A 23,854-nucleotide genomic window follows, 5' to 3' on the forward strand; every position below is an offset into this window, starting at 1 on the left:
TAAACAAGTAAATTCTTGGAATAAAGTAGGCCAGTGACTAACAATAAGTCAAGCATATGCTTGTAAAATGTTATGCTGATAATCATCAGAAAGTTAAATGTACCAGCGATGTTGGGGAAGAGATGGATATCGACTATTCGACCTGCCAGCCGCAGTCTGTTGCTGAACGCCTACTGTTGTTGCTGAAGACGCGTGGCCCCATGCAGGCCAGTGATGCGGGTAACATCCTCGGCACGACAGGGGAAGCTGCTCGCCAACAATTCGTAAAATTGGCTAAAGATGGCTTGGTTGTGGCGGTGGCCCAGGCAAAAGGTGTCGGGCGACCTATCCAGCTTTGGCAACTCACCGAGGCAGGTAATGCCCGTTTTCCTGATGCTCATAGTGAGCTAACGGTTCAATTATTACGCATGGTACGCACAAAATTAGGCGAAGAAGCGCTTAATTTACTGATAGATACTCGTGAGCAAGAAACACGCGATCTGTATTGCCAGGCGATGGAGGGCGCGCATAATATTGATGAACGGGTGGAGCGGCTGGTGGCTATTCGCTCTCAGGAAGGGTACATGGCGGAATGCCAGACTCAGGCCGATGGCTCAATATTACTGATTGAAAATCATTGCCCGATTTGCGCCGCCGCTGCCAGTTGTCAGGGATTTTGTCGGGCAGAATTATCGGTATTTCAGCAAGCTCTGGGAGTACCGGTTGAGCGGGTGGAGCATATTCTATCCGGCTCCCGGCGCTGTACTTATCGTATCAAGCTGGAATAATTATGATGACCGGATGGCGACGACAGAGAAAGCGCGGATAAAGCACGAGGCGCTATCCGCAAGAAAATAATAACAATTACAGTGGGCTTAAGGTGATTTCAACCCGACGGTTCTGCGCCTTACCGGCGGCGGTGCTGTTGCTGGCAACCGGATTATCCGGCCCTGCACCACTAGTGCGGATGCGATTAGCCGCCACACCCTGCACAATCAGTGCGCTTCCTACACTGTCGGCGCGTTGTTGTGAAAGCGTCATGTTATGCGCTCTGGCACCAGTGCTGTCGGTGTAGCCGGTCACATTGACGGCGGTTTTATCATACTCTTTCAATACCATAGCAACGCCGGTCAAGGTATTGGCTCCAGCCGGTTTCAGGTTGCTGCTATCCGTATCAAAAGTGACATTATTGGGCATATTCAACACGATATTGTCGCCCTGACGGGTCACGCTAACACCTGTGCCATTCATTTTTTCGCGTAGTTTGGCTTCCTGCACATCCATGTAGTAGCCCGCACCGCCACCCAATGCGGCTCCCGCAGCGGCACCAATTAATGCGCCTTTGCCCCGATCATGTTTGGATGATGACAACATACCAATCCCAGCACCTAACACCGCTCCGATGCCTGCCCCATAACCTGATTTACCCGCTTGTGATTCGCCGGTATAGGGATTGGTGGTACAAGCAGAAAGTGTCAGCGCGACAGAAACGGCGGCCACCGTGGCCAGAATGCGTTTATTCATTGAATTTCCCTTAAATGGCATTCTATTTTGGCGAAAAATAGATAACGTCGCCCAATAGCTGATTTAACAAATCATCTGCCAGCGTTAAATAAAGTTGCTGGCATTTATCTGCCATCGTTATCCGGTAATTTATGGGTGAATACCATTGAGAAAACTCTCATAGTGTTATGTGGTTAGCCTGAATGCTGCGTTTATCGACGAAAAAGCACAGAACAGTGCTTTTCGACGGGCGCTTTCGCAGCCCGTACCTGTGGGGGATTAAAACTCATCATGGTGAAAGCCGAATTTTGTACTGACTCGCGCCGCGGGCTGAGAAATGACACGAGAACGTATCACTTTCACCCCGCGTTGTTGTAGATAATGCGCCAGCCCATGTAATGCTGCTGTTCCTGCGCCGCGCACGCTACCTTCACCCTCAGGGTCCAGCACATAGTTCGGATCAGTAACAAAAAACTCAATGCGGTAGTTTTCATGACTATTTTCAAAAGACTCATCTTTTCTGGCCGCCAGAATGCTGACAATATCCCCTCTTAGCCGCACTGCTATGTAGATATAGTTATCCTCAGGCGCGAGCAATTCGCTATAAAGTGAGTAACTGTGCATTTGTCCTGCATCAAGTGTTCTGTCAGATTCCGACCAGTACTCGTTAGTGATGTGATAATGGATAGGAGTCGCTCTGTAAATATCGGACCAGGCGGCGAGTGCTGCTCGGGCATCGTCCATCAAAGGCTCATCAACTCCTGGCTGACCTGGGATAGTAGTATCAAGGATATCGACATCAAAATATAAATCGGGGTGAGTCACCCACTCGCCGTTTTCACGTACCCGTGCGGCAAGTGGCTCGGTGGGGTAATGATAAGATGCTAATGCGAGTGAATAGGTTCCCAGAGGCAAGCGCTGGGCAGCAGCAGGAGAAGCCGTCGCACTGGGGTTATGCACCAGATAACGGGCGTAATTTAAACGTGCATAATCAAATGCCCGGATGATTTGATGAATGGCTTCTTCCTGCCCCAGATTGCGTATAACCTCTCTAACCTCATTCACCAGACGACTTTCAGTTGCCGGATCGCTAGTTGCAAAGCCTGTCGTATCATTCTCATCGATTTGTGTTAACACTCGACGCAGAACATCCAGAGTCCAGTCGCGCATTGAATCACCAAATAGCAAGGTAAAGTCCGCCAATACGCGGGACATCCGCAGGGAGCAGCGCATATCTGTATCACGGGGATAGCGGGCTGAGAGGATATTATCCATCGAAGTCTTACAAAACTGAGCGGTGGCCGGTAGCGTGATTGCTTGATTATGGAGCTGAGTTTCAATTTTAGTTAAGGTCAGTGCTGCGCGGCTATTATCAGGCGAATGAGGCTGTGGTTTAAGTAACGATGAATCACCTGCGACTAATACCGCTTTATCTTTATTTTCATCAGTAAACCATTGTTTGACCTTATGCCATAGTTCATCGCCCTGATTGCAACGGCTGTGAGTGACGTAATTATAAATCGCCAATGCGGGAATAAATGCGCAACCTAATGTTCCGGAGGTATCCCGTTCGCCTCTGTGATGTGCGGACTGAATACTTTCAGCGCTTGCTGCCATCACGATTTGGTCGATGACCAGCGGATGTTCGCTGGTGTTATTAATGATGATGGCTGAGGTTTCTACCAGGCGAGCAAAAGGGGCACTTGCAACCGTGATAGTGGGGGATAAAGCGATTTGTTCCGTATCACGGCTTTCCATATAATCTACGGCAATATTATTGCTGTTGAGATGAAATAACAGGGAAAATTGATTAGCATCTGGGTGAAGGCGAAACTCCAGTGGTTCATTATCATACGAATTAAAAATGAACACATTTCTTTTAGAAAACCAAACGATGGGGCCTAATGTTAATTCCACCATAAAATCACTTTGGTTATTAATATCAAAACTCAGTAAAACCTGCTTGTTGGGGTAGTTGGGGTCATCCCAATTTTGAGCAAAAATATCAGATAACAGTAGTTGCATTCGTTTCAGAATAACACAACGCTCACTGCATCCTTCGATGGGTGAATAAGCAACACTGACACTGCTAATTTGATCATCCATGTTCAAATCAGCCAGGTCGTGCTGCCCGATAGATTCCATTAAATTTAAATAAGGCGAATTATAATTGTCATTTTTATATATAGTGGCAAACATTCCGTCAGGAATAGATATAGAGGAAATACTGTCGTTCTGTATTACCTCATCATCTCTATCGAGGAAGTCAATATTTTCTCCTGGGGCGAAACACATCGATTTACCAGATAACTCATCATCATTATATAAACATACGGCTTGATTATTTTTGGGGGTTAAATACTCTTTATTAATCTGCGGGCTGATTCTATGTGTAGTGCAGTCTTTATCCATTTCTTTAGCGATTATTATACTGGGTAATATTAAAAATAATATAGCGATATGAATTAAAATCTTTGACTTCATAATATAACCTCTATTACTTTTTTCTTTATAAAATAGGAAAGGCTAACGATTAAAGCTCATCATGTTTGAAACCGAGTTTGGTTTTTACTCTGGCTGAAGGCTGAGAAATAACATTAGAGCGTAATTTTTTCATACCTTTTTGTTTCAAATAACGGGCTAACTCATGTGCTGCCGCAGTGCCCGCTCCGCGTATATTTCCTTCCGCGTTTGGCGTCAGAACATTGCGCGGTTCGCTCACGGAAACATCTATATAGTACTCTTTTCTCGCCTCACTACCCTCGGCTGCGCCCAGTACACTGACTATTTCTCCATTCAGTCTAACGACCACAAACAGATAGCCACTGCGATTGCTTTCTAATTCGAGTAATAATGACGTGCTGGTTGTCCGTGCGGCGCTAGTGGTGCGATCAAGATCAGTCAGAGGGTTACCGTGTTGGTCTGTTTTTAAGGGGGCGAACAGGTAAGTATTAAACCAATGGCCCATGACGGCATGAGTCAGGGTGATAAGAGTCCGCTCTGTTGTGCTGCTCTCAATGATTTCTACCTCAAAATGTAAATCGGGCCTTACCACCCACTCATTATTCTCACGAATACGTACCACGTGTGGCTCGGTGGGGTATTGATAAGACTCTAAAGAGAGCGAATATTCCCCTAATGGCAGACTTTGCGCGGCTATAGGGGAGGCCGAGGCTCCAGGGTTATGCTCAAGATAATTAGCATAATTCAAGCGGGAATAAATTAATGCGCGGGTGATTTTTCTGATAGTTTCAGCTAATCCCAACTGCTGGATAATCGCGCGGATTCCATTAACCAGATGATCTTCAGTGGCTACATCGCTGCCTGCATAGCCAGTCACATGTTGTGCATCAATTCTGGTGATAACATCCTGAAGTTGCTCGGGCGTCCAGTCACGTACTGAATGGCCGAATAACGTCGTAAAGTCAGCTAATACACGCGATACCCATTGTGGGCAGTTATCATCGGGGCTACGGGGATAGCGGGCCGCGAGGATATTATCAATCGAGGTTCTGCAAATTTTAGCCGTGGCTGGTAAGGTCAGCGCCTGATGATGTAATTGCGTATTGATTTTATTTAATATCAACGTGAGTGGGGCGGCCTGATTATTTTTATGCGCGGGGTGAGCGGGTTGCGGTTTAAGTAATGGGGTGCTACCGACTATCAATATCGCCTTATCTTTATTATCATCTGAAAACCAATGTGATATCTGACTCCATAATTTATCCGCCTGATCACACCGGCTATGAGTAATGTAATTATAAATTGCCAATGCAGGTATAAAGGTACAACCTAATATTCCTACAGTGTCTCGCTCAAATCTGCTATATTCAATATTTTCCGTATTGTGAATTACCTCTATTTCACTTTGATATTTATCTTCAGGATATAAGTAAACTTTTTTACTTTTAATTTCATTAGCAAAGATAGATGGTGAAATAATAATTAAAAAAAACAGCGATTTTTTATTGAGAAATATCCTTATCATAATACCCCCTTGTTGATACCAGTTGATAAATTGGTACCGGGATAGGGTAATACTATTGTTCTCCAGCGAGGTTTATTAAAATTTATCAGATGCTGGGGGATAAAATAAGGAGCTAATTAAATAGGTGTTGCCAGTGCAGAGTTAAAATAGTGCTTTTGGTCTCAGCGTTATACGTTTTCCCTATCTGGGTAAAACCCTGTTTACGGTAGAAGTGGCAGGCGCGTTGATTTTGCTGATAGACCTCCAGCGTCAGGGCGCGGTAATGCTGTTGAACATGTTCCATCAATGCCTTACCGATACCCTGCCCGTGAAAAGGTTGGGCGACAAACAATGCCCCCACCAGTTGTTCTGCCAGAATACTGATAAATCCTGTAATCGGATTTTCATCGCCAGTGGTTTTTGGGGGTAAATATACCCAAGTTTGTGCTGTTGGCAGGTATGTGTTCCTTACCAACGGGGCGCTCTCATGCCAATATTGTTCGGCAATAAAAGGATGCGCCGCAATCGTGCTGGTAAGCCACAATTGCATCACGGCATCAAGATCGTCGGGTTGATACGCTCTAATCATTTTGCTGCATTATCCGGGTGGCAGAAACAGCTCGCCAGATGATCGTTCACCAGTCCACTGGCTTGCATAAAGGCATAGCAAATAGTGGAACCGATAAACTTAAAGCCACGTTTTTTGAGTGCCTTAGACATTGCATCTGAGATCGGGGTTGTTGCCGGGCATTCAGCCAAACACCACCAATGGTTAACTTTTGGCTCACCATCGACGAAATCCCAGATAAAACGCGAAAAATCTTCGCCGTTGGCTTCCATTGCCAGATAGGCCTGCGCATTGGTAATAATCGCCTGAATTTTACCGCGATGGCGGATGATGCCGCTGTCCAGCACCAGCTTTTCAACCTCTTCCGGCCCCATTCTCGCTACACGCACCGGATCAAAATTATGGAAGCATTTGCGATAGTGTTCGCGTTTTTTCAGCACGGTTATCCATGAAAGCCCGGCTTGTTGACCTTCGAGACACAGCATTTCGAATAATGCCTGGCTGTCGGTACGTGGAATTCCCCATTCAGTATCGTGATAAGTGAGATACAGAGGATCAGTGGTCACCCAACCGCAGCGTTGTAGGCTCATTATTCGTCTTCCTTTATTGCCGATTTTAACAGGGGATGATCGCTGTTCGTTGACTGATTAGCAACCTATCGACAGATTCTTTACCTTGGTGGGTATTGCGCAAAATTATCCGTTGGAATCCAATTAAAGGCTCATTTTATCGACAAATCTGCTTTGATTGTTGCATCTTACCGGATTCTGGCTGTATATCTTACGGTCAACGGGTATACTGACCCATTCCATTTTAATCCACTTGTATCGCGTGCGAATCCAACATGCAAAAGTTTGATACCAAGACCTTTCAGGGCCTGATCCTGACGTTACAGGACTATTGGGCGCGCCAAGGCTGCACCATTGTTCAACCACTGGACATGGAAGTCGGCGCGGGTACCTCCCACCCAATGACCTGTCTGCGCGCACTTGGCCCAGAGCCAATCGCTGCCGCTTATGTACAACCTTCACGCCGCCCGACCGATGGTCGCTACGGTGAGAACCCCAATCGCCTGCAACACTATTACCAGTTCCAGGTCATTATCAAACCTTCACCAGACAACATTCAGGAACTCTATTTAGGTTCATTGAAAGAGCTGGGTCTGGACCCGTTGATTCACGACATTCGCTTTGTCGAAGACAACTGGGAGAACCCAACGCTGGGTGCCTGGGGTCTGGGCTGGGAAGTGTGGCTGAACGGCATGGAAGTGACGCAGTTCACTTACTTCCAGCAAGTGGGCGGTTTGGAATGTAAACCGGTCACTGGCGAAATAACTTATGGTCTGGAACGTTTGGCAATGTACATCCAGGGCGTAGATAGCGTTTATGACCTGATTTGGTGTGACGGCCCACTGGGTACAACCACCTATGGCGATATTTATCATCAAAATGAAGTGGAGCAATCCACCTATAACTTTGAATACGCCGATGTGGACTTCCTGTTCTCCTGCTTCGAGCAATATGAGAAAGAAGCCCAGTCACTGCTGGCGCTGGAAGTCCCGCTGCCACTGCCGGCTTATGAACGTATTCTCAAAGCTGGCCACACGTTTAACCTGCTCGACGCCCGTAAAGCCATCTCGGTGACTGAGCGTCAGCGCTATATTCTGCGCATACGTACGCTGACCAAAGCTGTCGCCGAGGCTTATTATGCTTCCCGCGAGGCATTGGGCTTCCCTATGTGCAAAAAGAATCAGAACTAAGAGGCTGTCATGACTCAACAGACTTTCCTGGTGGAAATCGGCACGGAAGAGTTGCCGCCGAAGGCTCTTCGTTCTCTGGCCGAATCTTTTGCCGCCAATTTTACGGCTGAACTCGATAACGCCAACTTGCCTTACGGTGAGGTTATTTGGTATGCCGCACCGCGCCGTTTGGCGTTAAAAGTCATTAACTTAAGTGCTGCTCAGGCTGATCGTGAAGTTGAAAAACGTGGCCCGGCGATCGCGCAAGCATTTGATGCCGAAGGCAAACCAAGCAAAGCGGCTGAGGGTTGGGCGCGTGGCTGTGGTATTACTGTCGATCAGGCAGAGCGTTTGGTTACCGATAAAGGCGAATGGCTGCTGTATCGCGCGCATGTCAAAGGGCAATCAGCGCAGTTGCTGCTGGCGGGGATGGTCAATACCGCATTGAGCAAACTGCCTATTCCTAAACTGATGCGTTGGGGTGATAAAGACACCCAATTCGTTCGCCCGGTTCATACCGTGACCATGCTGTTAGGTTCTGAAGTCATTCCTGGCACGGTATTAGGTATCGATTCAGATCGTATTATTCGTGGTCACCGCTTTATGGGTGAATCCGAGTTCACTCTCGATAATGCCGATCAATATCCGCAAGTCTTGCTGGAACGCGGTAAAGTCATTGCTGATTATGAATTACGCAAAGCTATCATTAAGCGTGATGCGGAATTAGCGGCACAGAAGATCGGCGGTGTTGCTGATCTGAGTGAAAGCTTGCTGGAAGAAGTGGCGTCGCTGGTTGAATGGCCGGTGGTGCTGACCGCCAAATTTGAAGAGAAATTCCTGGCAGTTCCTGCGGAAGCACTGGTGTATACCATGAAGGGTGACCAGAAGTATTTCCCGGTTTACGACACTGCGGGTAACTTGCTGCCAAACTTCATTTTTGTTGCCAACATTGAATCGAAAGATCCCCAGCAGATTATTTCAGGTAACGAGAAAGTGGTGCGCCCACGTCTGGCGGATGCCGAGTTCTTCTTTAATACTGACCGCAAAAAGCGCCTGGAAGACAATCTACCGCGTCTGGAAACCGTGCTGTTCCAACAGCAACTGGGTACCTTGCGTGATAAAACGGATCGTATTCAAGCGCTGGCCGGTTGGGTTGCCGCACAGATTGGTGCCGATGTTAACCACGCTACTCGCGCCGGTTTGCTGTCCAAGTGCGATCTGATGACCAATATGGTATTCGAATTCACCGATACCCAAGGTGTGATGGGGATGCACTATGCTCGTCACGACGGTGAAGCTGAAGACGTTGCGGTCGCACTGAATGAGCAATATCAGCCACGTTTTGCCGGTGATGATTTACCGTCAAATCCGGTGGCTTGCGCATTGGCTATTGCCGATAAAATGGACACGCTGGCGGGTATTTTCGGTATCGGTCAACATCCGAAAGGCGATAAAGACCCATTTGCTCTGCGCCGCGCCGCATTAGGTGTATTGCGTATTATCGTTGAGAAGAATTTGTCGCTGGATCTGCAAACGCTGACCGAAGAAGCGGTGCGCCTGTATGGCAGCAAGCTGACCAACACCAAAGTGGTCGATGAAGTGATTGAATTCATGCTGGGCCGCTTCCGTGCCTGGTATCAGGATGAAGGTCATAGCGTTGATACCATTCAGGCGGTTCTGGCGCGTCGTCCAACCCGTCCGGCTGATTTTGATGCTCGGGTGAAAGCAGTAACTTATTTCCGCACATTGGACGCGGCTGCAGCACTGGCTGCGGCGAACAAACGTGTGTCGAATATTCTGGCGAAATCCACTGATAAGTTGAATGACCATGTACGTGCTTCTGTGCTGAAAGAGCCAGCAGAGCTGAAGTTGGCCACACATCTGGTGGTGTTGCGCGATAAGCTCGAACCGGTGTTTGCGGCAGGTCAATACCAGGAAGCACTGGTTGAACTGGCGGCGCTGCGAGAAACGGTTGATGAGTTCTTTGAAAGCGTAATGGTGATGGCTGAAGATGATGCCGTGCGGGTGAACCGACTGACATTATTGAGTAAACTGCGCGAGTTGTTCTTACAGGTTGCTGATATTTCTCTGTTGCAGTAATCCTGTTCTTGCCTGGCAATAGGGGAGCGCATATCGCTCCCCTTATCTATTCTTAATACTGGAGTTGGGTGATAAGAATAGAATGTTGTGAAAATAAGTACTTATCATAGGAGTAGTTTCACATGACTTTTGCACTGAATACGGCCCGATATTCACGTTGGTTAGCGCCATTGTTGGCGTTACTGGTGGTGTTCCAATTAACTGCCTGCGGGGATAAAGAGCCAGAACAACGTAAGGCTTTTATTGATTATCTGCAAAACACGGTGATGCGCAGTGGGATGAAACTGCCAACGCTGAGTGAAGATCAAAAGCAGAAGTTTGGCCCTTATGTCAGCGATTACGCGATCTTAGTCACTTTTTCCCAGCAACTGAGTAAGTCTGTGGATGCCAGCCTGACGCCCGCTATTGCACAAATTAATGAGATTCGTGTCGCGCAGGATTACCTCAATAAACGTGATGCATTACAGCAGTCAGCGGGTGCTTTAAATCTGTTAGTGCAGCAAATTCGCACAGCCAAAACACAGGCAGACAGCGCTGTGGCAGCATTGAAGCAGCCAGATGACCTGAAGGTGGTCTTTAATAAAGTCTTTGATAATGTGGTCACTCAGCCGACCAATGTGTTGATTCCGGCGGTTCCAGTAGTTTCTGCCTTTGTGCAGGATCTGGCACAGGTTGGGGATTTCCTGCAACAGCAGGGGACTCAAGTCACCTTCAATAATGGTGGCGTTCAATTCCAAACTGCACAGCAAGCGGCACAATACAACGCGATGATGGCTAATTTGGTCGCCAAGTACCCGGCGATGATGGCAGCTCAGAAGAGTGTCATGAGTGTCATGCAGTGATTTTTTAATTGGTTGATGGGTTAATTGGTTCGGTGATTGGGTGATCCGGTTCGGTTGATGGTGACTCGATGATCAGTTCGGTTGTTATGGCTTCATGGTTCACCTAACCTTCGATGAACCAACCGCCAAAGGGGTTACAAGCGCGTAACCCCCTTGGATCCCCTGCGCTAGCGCACGTATCGCTAGCCTGCTTCGCAGGTACCCTCGATTCATCATTACGCTGACGGGACGGCTTTACGCGGGTCCTTCCGCGTGACGCCTAAATCCGCCGTCCATGGCGGATTTCCCTTGCTCCACTCTTCACTCGGCGGCTCAAATGTGCTTTTAATTTCTAGGTCAAAACAATGGTTTTGATTTTCTCTTTTGACCTTGAGCGCAATCAGGAATATTACCGACAAAGACGATGGCCCGAGTGAGCCGCCATGGACGGCGGCGAAAAGCGCGCTGGAGCAGGAAGCGACTCGCGCTGGCTCGATAAGGCCAACGGCTGCCGGAGGGGACTGCGAATAGCAGTAATATTTCGCGCAAGCCGCAGGTGCAGGAGGGCCGGCCTGCCCTCCTGCTCGGTTGAGGCGGCAAAGCCAGCAATGAAAACAAATCGAATATCAACCGAAATCAGATCCGGCCGTGAGCAATGATGAACTCATATCAACCAAAACCCGATCCAATCGTGTGCCTCCTTCCTCCTGTTGTTTTATTACATATTTATCAGTCAGTGGTTCAATATCGATGTATTGGGTGGGCGAATGTCTCATCCTGCTTCTGCGAGCAAAAATAACTTGTGATTAACATCACATTTTCAAAACAAATGACCATCATAAAAGTGTGATGCGAGTCACTATAATGGTCGTTTTTAGCTTAAAAATTATCCCCCGTGGCTTTCTTACACCCTAATAGTGTGATCTTAATCACTAAATCAACCCCTGTAGAGGGTGCTTTGGTGTGATTTATGTCACATAAAATAGGTGAGCTACGCGTGAGCAAAAGAGCATGCTAGAGTTTGTTTTGCATACAGTGTGTTTGTATTCGATAACACCGGCGGGTTTTGCAGAACTGCCTCAACAAAACAATTATATCGCGCTCTTATTGTTAGCGCGTACCAATAGGGGTGTTTTATGTTTTCACCAGACGCAAAGGTCAGAATTCAAAATTTTGGCCGATTCCTCAGTAATATGGTTATGCCCAACATCGGCGCATTTATCGCCTGGGGTATTATCACCGCACTGTTTATTCCAACGGGTTGGTTGCCGAATGAGACGCTAGCCAAACTGGTTGGCCCGATGATCACCTACCTGCTGCCATTGCTGATCGGTTTTACCGGCGGCCGTTTGGTGGGTGGCGATCGTGGTGGTGTGGTTGGTGCTATTACTACCATGGGGGTTATCGTTGGTGCGGATATGCCAATGTTCCTCGGTGCAATGATTGTCGGCCCACTGGGTGGCTGGGCAATCAAACACTTTGACCGCTGGGTTGAAGGTAAAATCAAAAGCGGCTTTGAGATGCTGGTTAACAACTTCTCAGCCGGTATCATCGGTATGCTGTTGGCTATCTTGGCCTTCATGGCAATTGGCCCATTGGTAGAAGTATTATCCCAAGTGTTGGCGAAAGGCGTGCATATCATGGTGCAGCTTAACCTGCTGCCACTAACGTCTATCTTCGTCGAACCGGCCAAAATCCTGTTCCTGAATAATGCGATTAACCACGGTATCTTCTCTCCTTTGGGTATCCAACAGGCGACTGAAACCGGTAAGTCTATCTTCTTCCTGATCGAAGCTAACCCAGGCCCAGGTATGGGTGTGTTGATGGCGTACATGTTCTTCGGCAGAGGTAACGCGAAGCAATCTGCTGGCGGCGCGGCTATCATCCACTTCTTCGGTGGTATCCACGAAATCTATTTCCCATACGTTCTGATGAACCCACGCTTATTGCTGGCGGTTATTCTGGGCGGTATGACAGGTGTGTTCACTCTGACTGTGTTGAACGGTGGCCTGGTATCACCTGCTTCTCCTGGTTCTATCCTGGCGGTATTGGCAATGACACCTAAAGGTGCTTACTTTGCCAATATTGCAGCAGTTGCAGCCGCATTTGCCGTGTCCTTCGTGGTCTCCGCCATCCTGCTGAAAACCTCTAAAGTCAAAGACGACGAAGAAGACAGCCTGGAAGATGCCACTCGTCGTATGCAAGACATGAAAGCACAATCTAAAGGGGCACAAGCAGCCAATGCAGCCGCTGCTGCGGGGGACTTGAGCACTGTGCGTAAAATCATCGTTGCTTGTGATGCCGGTATGGGTTCCAGTGCGATGGGGGCCGGTGTATTGCGTAAGAAAGTATTGGATGCTGGTTTGAAGCACATCTCTGTGACCAACTGCGCCATTAACAATTTGCCGGAAGATGTTGATTTGGTTATCACTCACCGTGATTTGACCGAGCGCGCCATGCGTCATGCGCCGCAGGCTCAGCATATTTCGTTGACCAACTTCCTCGACAGCCAGTTGTATAGCAACCTGACGGCTCGTCTGGTTGAGGCCAGCAGCAGTGCAGTCACCGTCCAGAAAGTGATTGAAAAACTGGATGATAGCTTTGAGCCATCAGAGGCCAATCTCTTCAAACTGGGCGCGGAGAATGTTTTCCTGAACCAACATGCAGCGACCAAAGAGCAGGCTATCCGCTTTGCCGGTGAGCAGTTGGTGAAGGGCGGTTATGTAGAGCCTGAATATGTTGAAGCGATGCTGGAACGTGAGAAACTGACTTCCACTTATCTGGGCGAATCTATCGCCGTGCCGCATGGCACCATTGAAGCTAAAGATCGTGTACTGAAGACGGGTGTGGTGTTCTGCCAATACCCTGAAGGTGTGCGCTTTGGCGATGAAGAAGACGAAGTGGCTCGCTTGGTGATTGGTATTGCTGCTCGTAACAATGAGCACATTCACGTCATTACCAGCCTGACCAACGCGCTGGACGATGACTCTGTCATTGAGCGCTTAAGCAAAACCACTAGCGTACAAGAAGTGTTGGATTTATTGGGCGGTAAAAAGTAACCAAGTGGTAAAAATAGCCCAGTAATAACTAAATATACTCTAAATAATTCGAGTTGCAGGAAGGCGGCAAGCGAGTAAATCCCGATGAGTTGGCGCGAGTCAATGATTCGGGTGCAAGAGAAAAGCCAACGCACATGCAGCTTGCAGTATGACGAGTATAGGGCCGTGGGGAGTACGCGGCCCTTTCACAGCCACACAGTTAAAGGTAACAAATATGAAAGCATTACATTTTGGCGCAGGTAATATTGGCCGAGGCTTCATTGGTAAACTGCTTGCTGATGCTGGTGCACAACTCACTTTCGCAGATGTTAATCAGCCGCTATTGGATGAGCTGAATAAGCGTAAGAGTTATCAGGTTAATGTGGTGGGTGAGCAAGCGCGAGTCGAAGAAGTGAAGAATGTTAGCGCCGTCAACAGCGGTAGCCCGGAAGTGGTGGAGCTGATTGCACAAGCTGATATTGTCACCACCGCGGTTGGCCCACAAATTCTGGCCCGCATCGCAGGTACCGTGGCGCAAGGTTTGGTGGCCCGTCATCAGCAAGGTAACACCCGTCCGCTGAATATTATTGCCTGTGAGAATATGGTGCGTGGCACCAGCCAGTTGAAACAGCATGTTTTTGCTGCCTTGCCAGAAAGTGAGCAGGAATGGGTTGAACAACATGTTGGGTTTGTTGATTCTGCGGTAGACCGTATTGTGCCGCCATCAGAAGCCGGCAGTACCGATATTCTGGCCGTGACAGTAGAAACCTTTAGCGAGTGGATTGTTGATGGCACCCAATTTAAAGGGCAGCCACCGCAAATAGCAGGTATGGAACTGACTGACAATCTGATGGCCTTTGTGGAGCGCAAACTCTTCACTTTGAACACCGGGCATGCCATTACCGCTTATTTGGGCCAGCTTGCCGGTCACCAAACCATTCGTGATGCCATTCTTGATCCCGCGGTACGTCAGACAGTGAAAGGTGCGATGGAAGAGAGTGGCGCGGTGCTAATTAAGCGCTATGCGTTTGATCCGCAGAAACACGCCGCTTATATTGAAAAAATTCTCTCGCGTTTTGAAAACCCTTATCTGCATGATGATGTTGAGCGTGTTGGCCGTCAGCCACTGCGAAAACTGAGTGCCGGTGACCGTTTGATCAAGCCACTGTTGGGAACGTTGGAATATCAGTTGCCACATAATCACCTGGTGACCGGCATTGCTGCCGCGATGAGTTATCGCAGTGAGCAAGACCCGCAAGCGCAGGAACTGGTTGAATTACTGGCTAAATTAGGGCCGAAAGCCACGCTGGCTCAAATTTCCGGTCTGCCAGCTGATAGCGAGGTTGTGGAACAGGCGGTGAGTGTGTATAACGCCATGCAGGATAAACTTGCATAAGCACCAAGCCAGTTGACGGGGATAAATGCCGTGTCGGATTGCGCGGTATTTATCCTTTCGTAGCCTGATAAACTGAAACCACCCCAGTGACCAACAATGATTGAAAAAACACAGGCATTTGAGAATCGGGTACTTGAACATCTGAACGCGGGGAAGACCGTTCGGAGTTTCTTGATGGCTGCTGTCGAATTATTGGCAGAGGCGTTAAACATTCTCGTGGTGCAGGTTTTTCGTAAAGATGACTATGCGGTGAAATATGCTGTGGAGCCATTGCTGGTCGGGGATGGGCCGTTGGGTGAGTTATCCGTACGATTGAAGTTGGTTTATGCTTTGGGCGTTATAACCCGGCATGAATATGAAGATGCAGAACTATTAATGGCACTGCGTGAAGAGCTAAACCATGATGGCACCGAGTATCGCTTTACCGATGACGAAATCCTCGGGCCATTTGGTGAATTGCATTGTGTTGCTGAGCTGCCACCAGTACCAACATTCTTACGCCCAGATGAAGCCGATGCTTCGCTGATTGCCATGCAACGCCAGCGTTATCAGCAGATGGTGCGTTCCACCATGGTGCTATCGATTACTGAATTACTCTCCCGTATCAGTCAAAAACAAGTCTCCAAACTCTCGCCGCTTGGCCATGTTTAATGATTCAAAACACTGAGCCATTCTTCGACCAACAGCCATAATGCTGTTATTGCCATCAAGCCGCCCATCACGCCGTTAAATAACCGCAGCTTCCAATTGATGCGCAGCGCATGACGCAATTGATCCCCCATCACTGCCCAAACCGCGACGCAGGGCAGGTTTAACAATGCAAAGCCGCTCATAATCAGCAGGGTATGGTTGAGCGTCGCCCCTTCGCGTGGGGTGAATAAGATGGCGACATTCATTGCCATCAACCAGGCTTTTGGATTTATTGCCTGAAATAATGCCCCCTGAATAAAACCCATAGGTTGCTCACTATCCCTGGCATCGGGGGTGCCGGAATTAAAAATCTTCCACGAGAGCCACAGTAAATAGCCACCGCCTAATGTCACCAAAGGCAGACGGACAACTCCAACCCAACTGAGGATAAATGCCAATAGCGTGGTCATTAATGCGCATTGCAGTGCGCAACCAAAGGTAATCCCCAACATCATCGGGAAAGTTCGGCGTAAGCCAAAATGGACACCAGAAGCGGCTAACAACAGATTATTCGGGCCTGGGGTTATCGACATCACGGTGACGTAACTGATGAAAGCACTGTCCAACATGGGGGAGATCCTATTAATGTTATCAAGAGATTCAGCATAAAGATCAATCCGTGATGGCGTCAGAAGCAGAAGTTATCTATTGTAATGGGTACAGTTTGCATGGCGCTAAACTGTACCCATTGATCCTGTGGAGAACTGTCACCATGTCCCTTGTTATGAACGAAATTCGCTACTTACAAGTGGCTGACAATTTGGCGCAAGCCATTAAAAACGGCAGTCTCCTGGCCGGTAGCCGGCTGCCCTCGGTGCGGGGTTACGCGCAGAGCCATCAGGTCAGTATCAATACGGTCGTGGCTGCGTATCGTACGTTGGAAGACCGCGGCCTGATTGAAGCCCGCCCGCAGTCGGGTTTTTATGTCTGTAGCCCGTCAACCGCTGTGGTGCCAACGGCCACGGTGGGGAAACCGGTGGACGAAGTGCTGGATTTGATTGATACCGTTTTTGCCGCCCAGCAAAATCCGCGTTTTACCAATATCTCACTGGCCTGCCCGCAGACAGGTGATTTTTATCCCAGCGCCAAGTTGGGCCGCATCATGGCTTCCTTATTACGCCGCGAGCCGCAATTAATCAGTCAATACTCTTTGCCACCCGGCAGCCAGCGCCTGCGACAGCAAATCGCTCGCCGCGCCATGACCTTGGGGATGTTGGCTGATCCGGCTGATATCACCATTACCCATGGGTGCATGGAAGCGCTGCAATTGGCGCTACGGGTGACTACCAAACCGGGGGATTGTGTTGGGCTGGAATCACCGACCTATTTCTATCTGATGCCATTGCTGGCAAGTCTTGGGTTGAAAGCGGTGGAGATTCCAACCGATCCACAGCAAGGTATCTCATTGGATGTACTGGAGTTATTGCTTGAAGAAGGGCGGCTGAATGCGCTGATTGCTATGCCGACGGTGCAGAATCCTTTGGGTTATACCATGCCGCTCGCCGCCAAAAAACGCTTGGCACAGCTGATGAACGATCATCAAGTGCCATTAATTGAAGATGGTTTGTATGCTGAAATTCAATTTGGCTCGACGTTATCTCCGGCAGTTAAAGCCTTTGATCGTGATGGCTGGGTGCTGTTTTGCTCCAGTTTTACCAAAACGCTGGCACCGGATTTCCGTATCGGCTGGATTGATGGCGGGCGTTTCACCGAAGCACTGCACAAACTAAAAGCAGTGTCGTCGATGGCCGAGCCAATGTTGTTGTCGGAAACACTGGCACTGTTCCTTGAGTCTGGCGGCTATGATCACCATCTGCGTAGCTTGCGCCGCCGTTATGCGCAGCAAGTACAGCAAGCCCAACAACTGATAACCCGCTACTTCCCGCGCGGAACTACAGTGACACAGCCGGCTGGCGGATTTGTCTTTTGGGTCGAATTCCCTGATAGCGTCGATACCGTCGCGCTGTTCCATCAATTGCTGCAAGAGCAGATTTGCCTGACGCCGGGGACACTTTATTCACCCAGCGGCCGCTATCGTCATGCATTTCGCCTATCCTGCTGTTATCCATTTAATAGCCGTTATACCGGGGCGTTGGAGCGATTGGGGGCGGTTGCATGTGAAATGAGTGGTTTACCGGCTGGAATGCAGTGGCAGCCGGTACAGGAGGCTGCTGCTGAAAGAGACGCATCCTGATACACTATCCATCTTGATGCACAATCAGTGCTATTCTATCTCCAACTTTAGCGAAATATCGTGCCCATTAGCGGCATGTACGGGCCAATACTATGAAAGAACATGCAGAAATCAAACGTCTAAGCGATATGCTGGATGCGCTGAATCACAAAGATCCCACTGTTATTCAGCAGGGTAATGTGGATTTAATCGCACAGCATATGAAAGAAAAAGAGAAACTGGCGGCTGAAATCCAGCGCTTGAAAGAAGTCAGGGTTAAAAACCTGAGTGCTGAAGCCCAGAAGCTGGCTAAACTGCCCTTCAGCCGTGCCATCACCAAAAAAGAACAGGCCGATATGGGCACTTTGAAGAAAGCAGTGCGCGGTATTGTGGTGGTGCATCCAATGACCGCATTAGGCCGCGAGATGGGCCTGAAAGAAGTGACTGGTTACGCCAAAAAAGCGTTCTGATTACGACTTTCGAAATAATCGGGTGTGTGGCATGACCGCCGCCCGGTTTGTTTTATATAAATATTATCAATCAAACAGTTCTGAGTGTGTCCCTGCGCGGACAAAAACAATCTCACCTATTTTACTGCTGCCACTTAATTTGTAGATGAGTAAAAAATCTCCACCAATATGGCATTCACGGAAATTTTCCCAGTCACCTTTAAGCGGATGATCCAACCATTCGGCATCTAGCGGTGTGTCATTTGCGATAAGTAGCAACATGACCTGTTTGAGTCGATGCATGTCATAACGACCGCTGCGGGACAGCTTTTCCCAGTCTTTAAGAAAACCGTTGGTATAATCTGCCGTCCTTGGCACTGTCGTTCGTTTACTTACTGTTGTCTTTTTCAAGTTCAATAAATAACTCATCAGAAGTTGTAAAACGTGCGCTATGAGTTTGAACGATCTCTTCTGCTTCCTGCATCGCCGCACGTGTTTGGGGATTAGGTATTTTCAATTCAAATGGAATTGCTTGATCAGCGACGACGCGATTTAAAAACAAACGCACAGCATCGGAAACTGAAAGACCCATTGCATTGAGTGCTGCCGTTGCCTGTTTTTTGACGTCATCATCAATACGGACATGCAACATTGTGGTGTGTGTAGCCATTTTAACCTCCTCATCAATAAACAGAGTTTGTATCTCAATTGAGATACAGTCAAGTTTGTTGATAAAATCGGCATGTTTGTTATGCAATAACCCTGTCGTTAATTCTTCCCTAGCAACCGCCGATTAAAGTCTTCTATCTTTCCCTGGGAAAGACGGGTCAGCATGGTTTTGCTCCAACTGGCGGATAATCCAGATACCGATAACAAGCGGCGATATTGTTCTTCGTCGAATGGCATATGCCAGGCAATAGCAATGGCCTCCGAGACACTGACATCACTGGTGCGCGCTAATAGCTCCAGCGGATGGCCGTCGCTGACTTTGCCGGGTGAAATCACGCGATACAACCAGCCGCAGTAGCCAGTTTGCTGCATCAGCACCGACATATCTTCGATAGCAAAATGAAAATTGAGTTTGTAGCAAGGGGAGCGCGGTTGTGTTACCTGAATGAGTGCCTCACCCCAGCGATAGATATCCCCCATGAACACGTTCTTCTCGGTCATGCCGAGGGTTGATATGTTCTCGCCGTAAGCCGGAGCGGAGAAAAGCTCAGCCTGTTCAGGGAATTGCTGCGCCCAGTAAGCATAATGCTCGCGTGGGTAGTGGCATAACGCCCGATCCGGGCCGCCGTGGAAGCGAGTTTCGGCTTGTTCATCCCCTTCCAATCCCAGAGATGTAAGCATAATGCTGCCCTGCACCTGACGTTTGCCAATGGCACTTGGGGAACTGCCGCTGTAAGGCTCGATTTTACCGATATAAACCTGTGGATATTTCACCTGCTCTCCTTGTCTGCGTTCAGAAGGGAGACTCAGAATACCCTGCCTGACGGCAGGGCTCCATGGTTTAACGCAGAATCAGAAGGTTTCCCAGTTATCCTGCTGCTGGCTGCGGTTTGTCTCTGGTGCTGGGCGTGGTGGGGTTGCCCGTGGAGCGGTAGTTTCACTGTGAACAGACTCAGTTTCTGTTTCGGACAGGCGGAATACGGCAACAGCTTGCGCCAGTAAGATAGCTTGTTCTGCCAGTGAATCAGCGGCCGCGGCAGACTCTTCCACCAATGCGGCGTTTTGTTGGGTGGTGCTATCCATTTCCGAGATAGCCTGACTGACCTGGGTAATGCCCCGGCTTTGCTCATCAGAGGCTGAGGCAATTTCCGCCATGATATCGCGCACATGGGTCACTGAGCGGACAATATCTTCCATAGTTTGACCCGCATTTTGTACCAACGATGTACCGGCATTGACTTGAGACACCGACTCTCCAATCAACCCTTCAATTTCTTTTGCTGCTTGTGCGCTGCGTTGCGCCAGATTACGCACCTCGCTCGCGACCACAGCAAAACCACGGCCTTGCTCACCAGCGCGCGCCGCTTCAACGGCGGCATTCAGCGCCAGAATGTTGGTTTGGAAAGCAATACTGTTAATTACCGAAGTGATTTCAGAAATGCGTTTAGAGCTGCCAGAAATATCGTTCATGGTGCGCACTACATCGTTAACCAGCTTGCCGCCTTGTTGCGCGGTTTGTGATGCTTCCGTTGCTAGCTGATTAGCATGGTGGGCATTATCAGCATTCTGCTTAACCGTGGCATTCAACTGCTCCATACTGGCGGCAGTTTCTTCTACCGCAGCGGCTTGTTGCTCGGTGCGGGATGATAAATCAGTATTGCCTGCGGCAATCTCGCCAGAAGCGTGCGATACCTGACTGACGCCAATGCGAATTTCGTCAATCATGGCACGCAGGTTTTCATTCATTCGGGCGACGGCATTCATCAGCAGGCCCAGTTCATCAGTACGATTAGAGGTGGTCGCTGCGGTTAAATCACCGGTGGCAATGCGCTCGGCCATCGCCAACGTGGTGCGTAGTGGCACAGTAATCTGGCGGGTCATGCGCCATGAAATCAGTAAACCCAATATCAGGGCCGCAATAGCTGCTATAGCTAGCTGCAATTGCGCATTATTGATTTCATCATGAGTGCCTTGCAGTTCTTGAGTGAACAAATGCGTTGCCAACTTATTGAGTTCATTGGCATTCTCTTCCATCACTTTACCCACTTCCAGCTCTTGCTGATACGCAGGTAAATAGGCTAATACGTTTTCTTTATAGGCACTGAGACTGGAAATGACCGGAGCTAATAGTTTTTGCTGATCGGCTGATAGCACTGGCATGAAAGCATTTGCCGCGCTGTTGGCAATATTGATTGAGGTAATCAATGAAGACTCTGCATCCTGGTTGCGATCCAGTAATAAACCTCGCGCGTTATAGCGCACGGTCATTAACTTTTGGTTCATTTCCGCCAGCAGAATCTGGGTGTTGGTATCAGCACCCTCATTAAGAAAGCTTTGCTGTAACTCATTGAGATTCTTCTGGGTTTCAGAGATATTCCAACTTTTGCGTACATCGTCCTTATGAGCCACCGCATTAACAAAATTGCTTTGTTGTTGCAGATATTCATCTACCACATCGGCAATGCTACTGATTGTTTTGCGGTTATCTTCCGACCAGCTAAGGTTCTCACTTTGGGTTAATAGGTTTTTTATATTATTGATATGTTCAGAGTTTTCTTTGATGTATTTCAGGTCATAGGTACGTTCATATAACGCACGGTTATATTTCGCCTGATTAGCCTCATCATTAATTTTGTAACTCAAATCGACTTTATAAGCATGTTCTTCAATGACGGAGAAATGATATGCGGTGGTACCAGCGATGACCCCAACCAACAACAACATCAGGAAAAAGCTTAATCCCAGCTTTTTACCGACTTTCACGTTTTCAAAGTTACCAAAAACTTTGTTAAATGCTGCCATGTTCTTCTCCGTTATGCGGTGTTTTTGCTGCAAATCAATCAGCGTAGGTGAGTTTGGGGAGGTCTAATTATTAGAGGATTTCGGGGAACTGGCGGTATGTGGGGCAGCCTTGGCAAGAGTGCTTTTCCCAAACGTAATGACTTCTACATTCATAGATTTCTTCCATGAATACCAGTGACCTTCTTGTACATTCTATCGGCAGGAATTGGCTAAACTTTAACAATAAAAATGCCAGCAAATAGCAATAAAAAATGCCAGCAAGAGAACCTTGCTGGCATATATCTTTCGAACTTAAAGCTATGGGGTATAGCTGCTTTCGTTACTTAGCCTGAGCGAAACGTGCGGCTGCTTCCTCCCAGTTAACCACGTTCCAGAATGCTTTGATGTAGTCTGGGCGACGGTTTTGGAATTTCAGGTAGTAAGCATGTTCCCACACATCCAGGCCCACAATCGGGAAACCTGATGCGCCAGAAACAGCTTCACCCATCAGCGGGCTGTCTTGGTTAGCAGTCGAAACAACAGCCAGTTTGCCGTCGTCTTTCAGTACCAGCCAGGCCCAGCCTGAACCGAAACGCGTTGCCGCAGCTTGTTCAAATTTTTCTTTGAAGCTGTCAACGCTGCCGAAGTCGCGTTCGATAGCGGCTTTCAGGTCACCGGTCAGCGTGGTGCCCAGTTTCAGGCCTTTCCAGAACAGGCTGTGGTTAGCGTGGCCGCCGGCGTTATTACGCATAAAGGTGCGTTTTTCTGCAGGAACTTTGTCCAGATCTTTGATCAGATCTTCAACACTGAATTTAGCCAGCTCAGGGAAGCTCTCCAACACCGTGTTTGCATTGTTAACATAGGTTTGGTGGTGTTTGGTGTGATGGATTTCCATCGTCTGCTTATCGAAGTGTGGTTCCAGGGCGTCATAAGCATAAGGCAGGGATGGCAGTGAGTAACTCATAATCATCGTCTCCGTAGGTGTAGGGCGGCACAAAAAAAGTAAGCACCGCGTAAGCATTCGGATCATTATAGTTAATTAAATGATATTGAAAATGATTATCAATGCCGTACTTATTGTGTGGTCTTTTTATGCCTGAATCCGATTTGGGTGGGTATACACCGTTGCCCGGCCGGGTTTACTGAAGCCAACCAAGGTGAGATTGCAGCGCTCGGCGACTTCAACTGCTAAGGTTGTTGCAGCTGAAACAGCAAATAAAATCTCGGCTCCACACATAGCCGTTTTCTGCACCATCTCATAACTGGCACGGCTGGAAACCAGCACTGCGCCTTGCTGCCACGGCTGTTTAGCTCGAATCCCAAGCAGCTTATCCAGCGCCACATGACGACCCACATCTTCACAGCCACCTAATAATTCGCCTTGAGGATTAATCCAGGCGGCAGCATGGGTACAACCGGTCAGTTGACCCACTGTTTGCACTTGTTTGAGCTGTGTGAGTGCGCGGTCTAGGTGGTTAAGGTCAAAGGTTTGTGTGAATGGCAGGGGGGTGATTGGGCGGAAAATATCGTCCAGTTGTTCGATACCACAGACTCCACACCCAGTGCGGCCAGCCATAGCACGGCGGCGTTCTTTTAAACCGGCAAAACGGCGGCTGGAGAGTTCAATGTTAACTTCTATACCATTACAACTGGGCGTGACATCAATGGCATAGATTTCTTGTGGCGCGGTAATAATGCCTTCTGACAACGAAAACCCCAGCGCGAAAGCCTCTAAATCCTTAGGGGTCGCCATCATCACCACATGAGAAATGCCGTTGTATACCAGAGCTACCGGCACTTCTTCTGCCAGCCAATCCAATTGCGGCTCCGCCATGTGATGGCGCTGTAGCACGTTAAGTTGCCTGGCACCGCAAATTTCGGTGGAGAGGTCAATATCTGAAGGTTTGATCTGGCTCACTATGCGGCCCTGAAAGTTATAACCCATAATCACAATGTGGTAACATTCACATTAAGAATGGTAT

At 48.5% G+C, this 23,854-nt stretch carries 21 protein-coding genes; 9 read left to right on the forward strand and 12 right to left on the reverse strand.

Annotated elements, in window-relative coordinates:
• The first annotated feature begins 122 nt into the window (after positions 1 to 122).
• The gene (locus HU019_RS03730) at positions 123 to 767 is read left to right on the forward strand and encodes a helix-turn-helix transcriptional regulator (protein ID WP_174848317.1); all 645 of its coding nucleotides are present in this window, start codon (positions 123 to 125) and stop codon (positions 765 to 767) included.
• 76 nt (positions 768 to 843) lie between these two features.
• Here HU019_RS03730 and HU019_RS03735 read toward each other — a convergent pair whose 3' ends face one another.
• From HU019_RS03735 to HU019_RS03755, 5 genes are all read right to left on the reverse strand, one after another.
• Positions 844 to 1,503, reverse strand: a complete 660-nt coding sequence (locus HU019_RS03735; RefSeq protein ID WP_174848295.1) for an OmpA family lipoprotein — start codon at positions 1,501 to 1,503, stop codon at positions 844 to 846.
• Positions 1,504 to 1,761: 258 nt separating this feature from the next.
• Positions 1,762 to 3,777, reverse strand: a complete 2,016-nt coding sequence (locus HU019_RS03740) for a GNAT family N-acetyltransferase (RefSeq protein WP_174848296.1) — start codon at positions 3,775 to 3,777, stop codon at positions 1,762 to 1,764.
• Positions 3,778 to 4,015: 238 nt separating this feature from the next.
• Positions 4,016 to 5,149 carry a GNAT family N-acetyltransferase gene (locus HU019_RS03745; RefSeq protein WP_227739228.1) on the reverse strand — a complete coding sequence of 378 codons (1,134 nt, stop codon included), beginning with the start codon at positions 5,147 to 5,149 and terminating at the stop codon, positions 4,016 to 4,018.
• A 433-nt stretch (positions 5,150 to 5,582) separates the two neighbouring features.
• Positions 5,583 to 6,038, reverse strand: coding sequence for an N-acetyltransferase (locus HU019_RS03750; protein ID WP_174848298.1), 456 nt, complete (start codon positions 6,036 to 6,038; stop codon positions 5,583 to 5,585).
• On the reverse strand, positions 6,035 to 6,607 hold the full coding sequence (locus HU019_RS03755; RefSeq protein ID WP_174848299.1) for a DNA-3-methyladenine glycosylase I: 573 nt from the start codon (positions 6,605 to 6,607) through the stop codon (positions 6,035 to 6,037). Before HU019_RS03755 ends, HU019_RS03750 begins: the two co-directional genes overlap by 4 nt.
• 254 nt (positions 6,608 to 6,861) lie before the next feature.
• Here HU019_RS03755 and glyQ point away from each other — a divergent pair, with 254 nt between their 5' ends.
• The 6 genes from glyQ to HU019_RS03785 all read left to right on the forward strand — a co-directional run bounded on the left by glyQ (position 6,862) and on the right by HU019_RS03785 (position 15,761).
• Positions 6,862 to 7,776: a glycine--tRNA ligase subunit alpha gene (glyQ, locus tag HU019_RS03760; protein ID WP_005175094.1), complete on the forward strand. Its 915-nt coding sequence runs from the start codon at positions 6,862 to 6,864 to the stop codon at positions 7,774 to 7,776.
• A 9-nt stretch (positions 7,777 to 7,785) separates the two neighbouring features.
• Positions 7,786 to 9,855 carry a glycine--tRNA ligase subunit beta gene (glyS, locus tag HU019_RS03765; RefSeq protein WP_174848300.1) on the forward strand — a complete coding sequence of 690 codons (2,070 nt, stop codon included), beginning with the start codon at positions 7,786 to 7,788 and terminating at the stop codon, positions 9,853 to 9,855.
• A 122-nt stretch (positions 9,856 to 9,977) separates the two neighbouring features.
• On the forward strand, positions 9,978 to 10,697 hold the full coding sequence (locus HU019_RS03770) for a DUF3053 domain-containing protein (protein ID WP_005175086.1): 720 nt from the start codon (positions 9,978 to 9,980) through the stop codon (positions 10,695 to 10,697).
• 1,115 nt (positions 10,698 to 11,812) lie between these two features.
• Positions 11,813 to 13,735: a PTS mannitol transporter subunit IICBA gene (locus HU019_RS03775; protein WP_174848301.1), complete on the forward strand. Its 1,923-nt coding sequence runs from the start codon at positions 11,813 to 11,815 to the stop codon at positions 13,733 to 13,735.
• Between the two features lie 214 nt (positions 13,736 to 13,949).
• Complete coding sequence (locus HU019_RS03780) at positions 13,950 to 15,110, forward strand: mannitol-1-phosphate 5-dehydrogenase (RefSeq protein WP_174848302.1); 1,161 nt, start codon at positions 13,950 to 13,952, stop codon at positions 15,108 to 15,110.
• Between the two features lie 96 nt (positions 15,111 to 15,206).
• Entirely contained in the window at positions 15,207 to 15,761 is a 555-nt protein-coding gene (locus HU019_RS03785; protein WP_005161972.1) for an MltR family transcriptional regulator, read from the forward strand.
• Here the strand turns inward: HU019_RS03785 and HU019_RS03790 are convergent.
• The gene (locus tag HU019_RS03790; protein ID WP_174848303.1) at positions 15,758 to 16,369 is read right to left on the reverse strand and encodes a LysE family translocator; all 612 of its coding nucleotides are present in this window, start codon (positions 16,367 to 16,369) and stop codon (positions 15,758 to 15,760) included. The genes HU019_RS03785 and HU019_RS03790 overlap by 4 nt on opposite strands.
• 143 nt (positions 16,370 to 16,512) lie before the next feature.
• Here HU019_RS03790 and HU019_RS03795 point away from each other — a divergent pair, with 143 nt between their 5' ends.
• A complete protein-coding gene (locus tag HU019_RS03795; protein ID WP_174848304.1) occupies positions 16,513 to 17,994 on the forward strand; it encodes an aminotransferase-like domain-containing protein in 1,482 nt (493 codons plus the stop codon).
• Between the two features lie 92 nt (positions 17,995 to 18,086).
• Entirely contained in the window at positions 18,087 to 18,443 is a 357-nt protein-coding gene (locus HU019_RS03800) for a YibL family ribosome-associated protein (RefSeq protein ID WP_005161962.1), read from the forward strand.
• Between the two features lie 66 nt (positions 18,444 to 18,509).
• On the opposite strand, the gene HU019_RS03805 is transcribed toward HU019_RS03800, so the two are convergent.
• The 6 genes from HU019_RS03805 to fdhD form a co-directional block, all read right to left on the reverse strand.
• The gene (locus HU019_RS03805; protein WP_227739227.1) at positions 18,510 to 18,800 is read right to left on the reverse strand and encodes a type II toxin-antitoxin system YafQ family toxin; all 291 of its coding nucleotides are present in this window, start codon (positions 18,798 to 18,800) and stop codon (positions 18,510 to 18,512) included.
• Between the two features lie 10 nt (positions 18,801 to 18,810).
• Positions 18,811 to 19,092, reverse strand: a complete 282-nt coding sequence (locus tag HU019_RS03810; RefSeq protein WP_174848306.1) for a type II toxin-antitoxin system RelB/DinJ family antitoxin — start codon at positions 19,090 to 19,092, stop codon at positions 18,811 to 18,813.
• 98 nt (positions 19,093 to 19,190) lie between these two features.
• Complete coding sequence (gene yiiM / locus HU019_RS03815) at positions 19,191 to 19,865, reverse strand: 6-hydroxyaminopurine reductase (protein WP_174848307.1); 675 nt, start codon at positions 19,863 to 19,865, stop codon at positions 19,191 to 19,193.
• Positions 19,866 to 19,943: 78 nt separating this feature from the next.
• Positions 19,944 to 21,893 carry a methyl-accepting chemotaxis protein gene (locus tag HU019_RS03820; RefSeq protein WP_174848308.1) on the reverse strand — a complete coding sequence of 650 codons (1,950 nt, stop codon included), beginning with the start codon at positions 21,891 to 21,893 and terminating at the stop codon, positions 19,944 to 19,946.
• Positions 21,894 to 22,212: 319 nt separating this feature from the next.
• Positions 22,213 to 22,836, reverse strand: coding sequence for a superoxide dismutase [Mn] (sodA, locus tag HU019_RS03825; protein ID WP_174848309.1), 624 nt, complete (start codon positions 22,834 to 22,836; stop codon positions 22,213 to 22,215).
• 126 nt (positions 22,837 to 22,962) lie between these two features.
• Positions 22,963 to 23,817, reverse strand: coding sequence for a formate dehydrogenase accessory sulfurtransferase FdhD (gene fdhD, locus HU019_RS03830; RefSeq protein WP_174848310.1), 855 nt, complete (start codon positions 23,815 to 23,817; stop codon positions 22,963 to 22,965).
• Between the last annotated feature and the right edge of the window lie 37 nt (positions 23,818 to 23,854).

Source organism: Yersinia artesiana, assembly GCF_902726545.1.
Lineage (GTDB): Bacteria > Pseudomonadota > Gammaproteobacteria > Enterobacterales > Enterobacteriaceae > Yersinia > Yersinia artesiana.

Excerpts from the sequence above, each read along its gene's own strand:
- HU019_RS03730 (WP_174848317.1), top strand. The coding sequence starts at position 123 with ATGGATATCGACTATTCGACCTGCCAGCCGCAGTCTGTTGCTGAACGC.
- HU019_RS03735 (WP_174848295.1), bottom strand. The coding sequence starts at position 1,503 with ATGAATAAACGCATTCTGGCCACGGTGGCCGCCGTTTCTGTCGCGCTG.
- HU019_RS03740 (WP_174848296.1), bottom strand. The coding sequence starts at position 3,777 with ATGTGTTTCGCCCCAGGAGAAAATATTGACTTCCTCGATAGAGATGAT.
- HU019_RS03750 (WP_174848298.1), bottom strand. The coding sequence starts at position 6,038 with ATGATTAGAGCGTATCAACCCGACGATCTTGATGCCGTGATGCAATTG.
- HU019_RS03755 (WP_174848299.1), bottom strand. The coding sequence starts at position 6,607 with ATGAGCCTACAACGCTGCGGTTGGGTGACCACTGATCCTCTGTATCTC.
- glyQ (WP_005175094.1), top strand. The coding sequence starts at position 6,862 with ATGCAAAAGTTTGATACCAAGACCTTTCAGGGCCTGATCCTGACGTTA.
- glyS (WP_174848300.1), top strand. The coding sequence starts at position 7,786 with ATGACTCAACAGACTTTCCTGGTGGAAATCGGCACGGAAGAGTTGCCG.
- HU019_RS03770 (WP_005175086.1), top strand. The coding sequence starts at position 9,978 with ATGACTTTTGCACTGAATACGGCCCGATATTCACGTTGGTTAGCGCCA.
- HU019_RS03775 (WP_174848301.1), top strand. The coding sequence starts at position 11,813 with ATGTTTTCACCAGACGCAAAGGTCAGAATTCAAAATTTTGGCCGATTC.
- HU019_RS03780 (WP_174848302.1), top strand. The coding sequence starts at position 13,950 with ATGAAAGCATTACATTTTGGCGCAGGTAATATTGGCCGAGGCTTCATT.
- HU019_RS03785 (WP_005161972.1), top strand. The coding sequence starts at position 15,207 with ATGATTGAAAAAACACAGGCATTTGAGAATCGGGTACTTGAACATCTG.
- HU019_RS03790 (WP_174848303.1), bottom strand. The coding sequence starts at position 16,369 with ATGTTGGACAGTGCTTTCATCAGTTACGTCACCGTGATGTCGATAACC.
- HU019_RS03795 (WP_174848304.1), top strand. The coding sequence starts at position 16,513 with ATGTCCCTTGTTATGAACGAAATTCGCTACTTACAAGTGGCTGACAAT.
- HU019_RS03800 (WP_005161962.1), top strand. The coding sequence starts at position 18,087 with ATGAAAGAACATGCAGAAATCAAACGTCTAAGCGATATGCTGGATGCG.
- HU019_RS03810 (WP_174848306.1), bottom strand. The coding sequence starts at position 19,092 with ATGGCTACACACACCACAATGTTGCATGTCCGTATTGATGATGACGTC.
- HU019_RS03820 (WP_174848308.1), bottom strand. The coding sequence starts at position 21,893 with ATGGCAGCATTTAACAAAGTTTTTGGTAACTTTGAAAACGTGAAAGTC.
- sodA (WP_174848309.1), bottom strand. The coding sequence starts at position 22,836 with ATGAGTTACTCACTGCCATCCCTGCCTTATGCTTATGACGCCCTGGAA.
- fdhD (WP_174848310.1), bottom strand. The coding sequence starts at position 23,817 with ATGGGTTATAACTTTCAGGGCCGCATAGTGAGCCAGATCAAACCTTCA.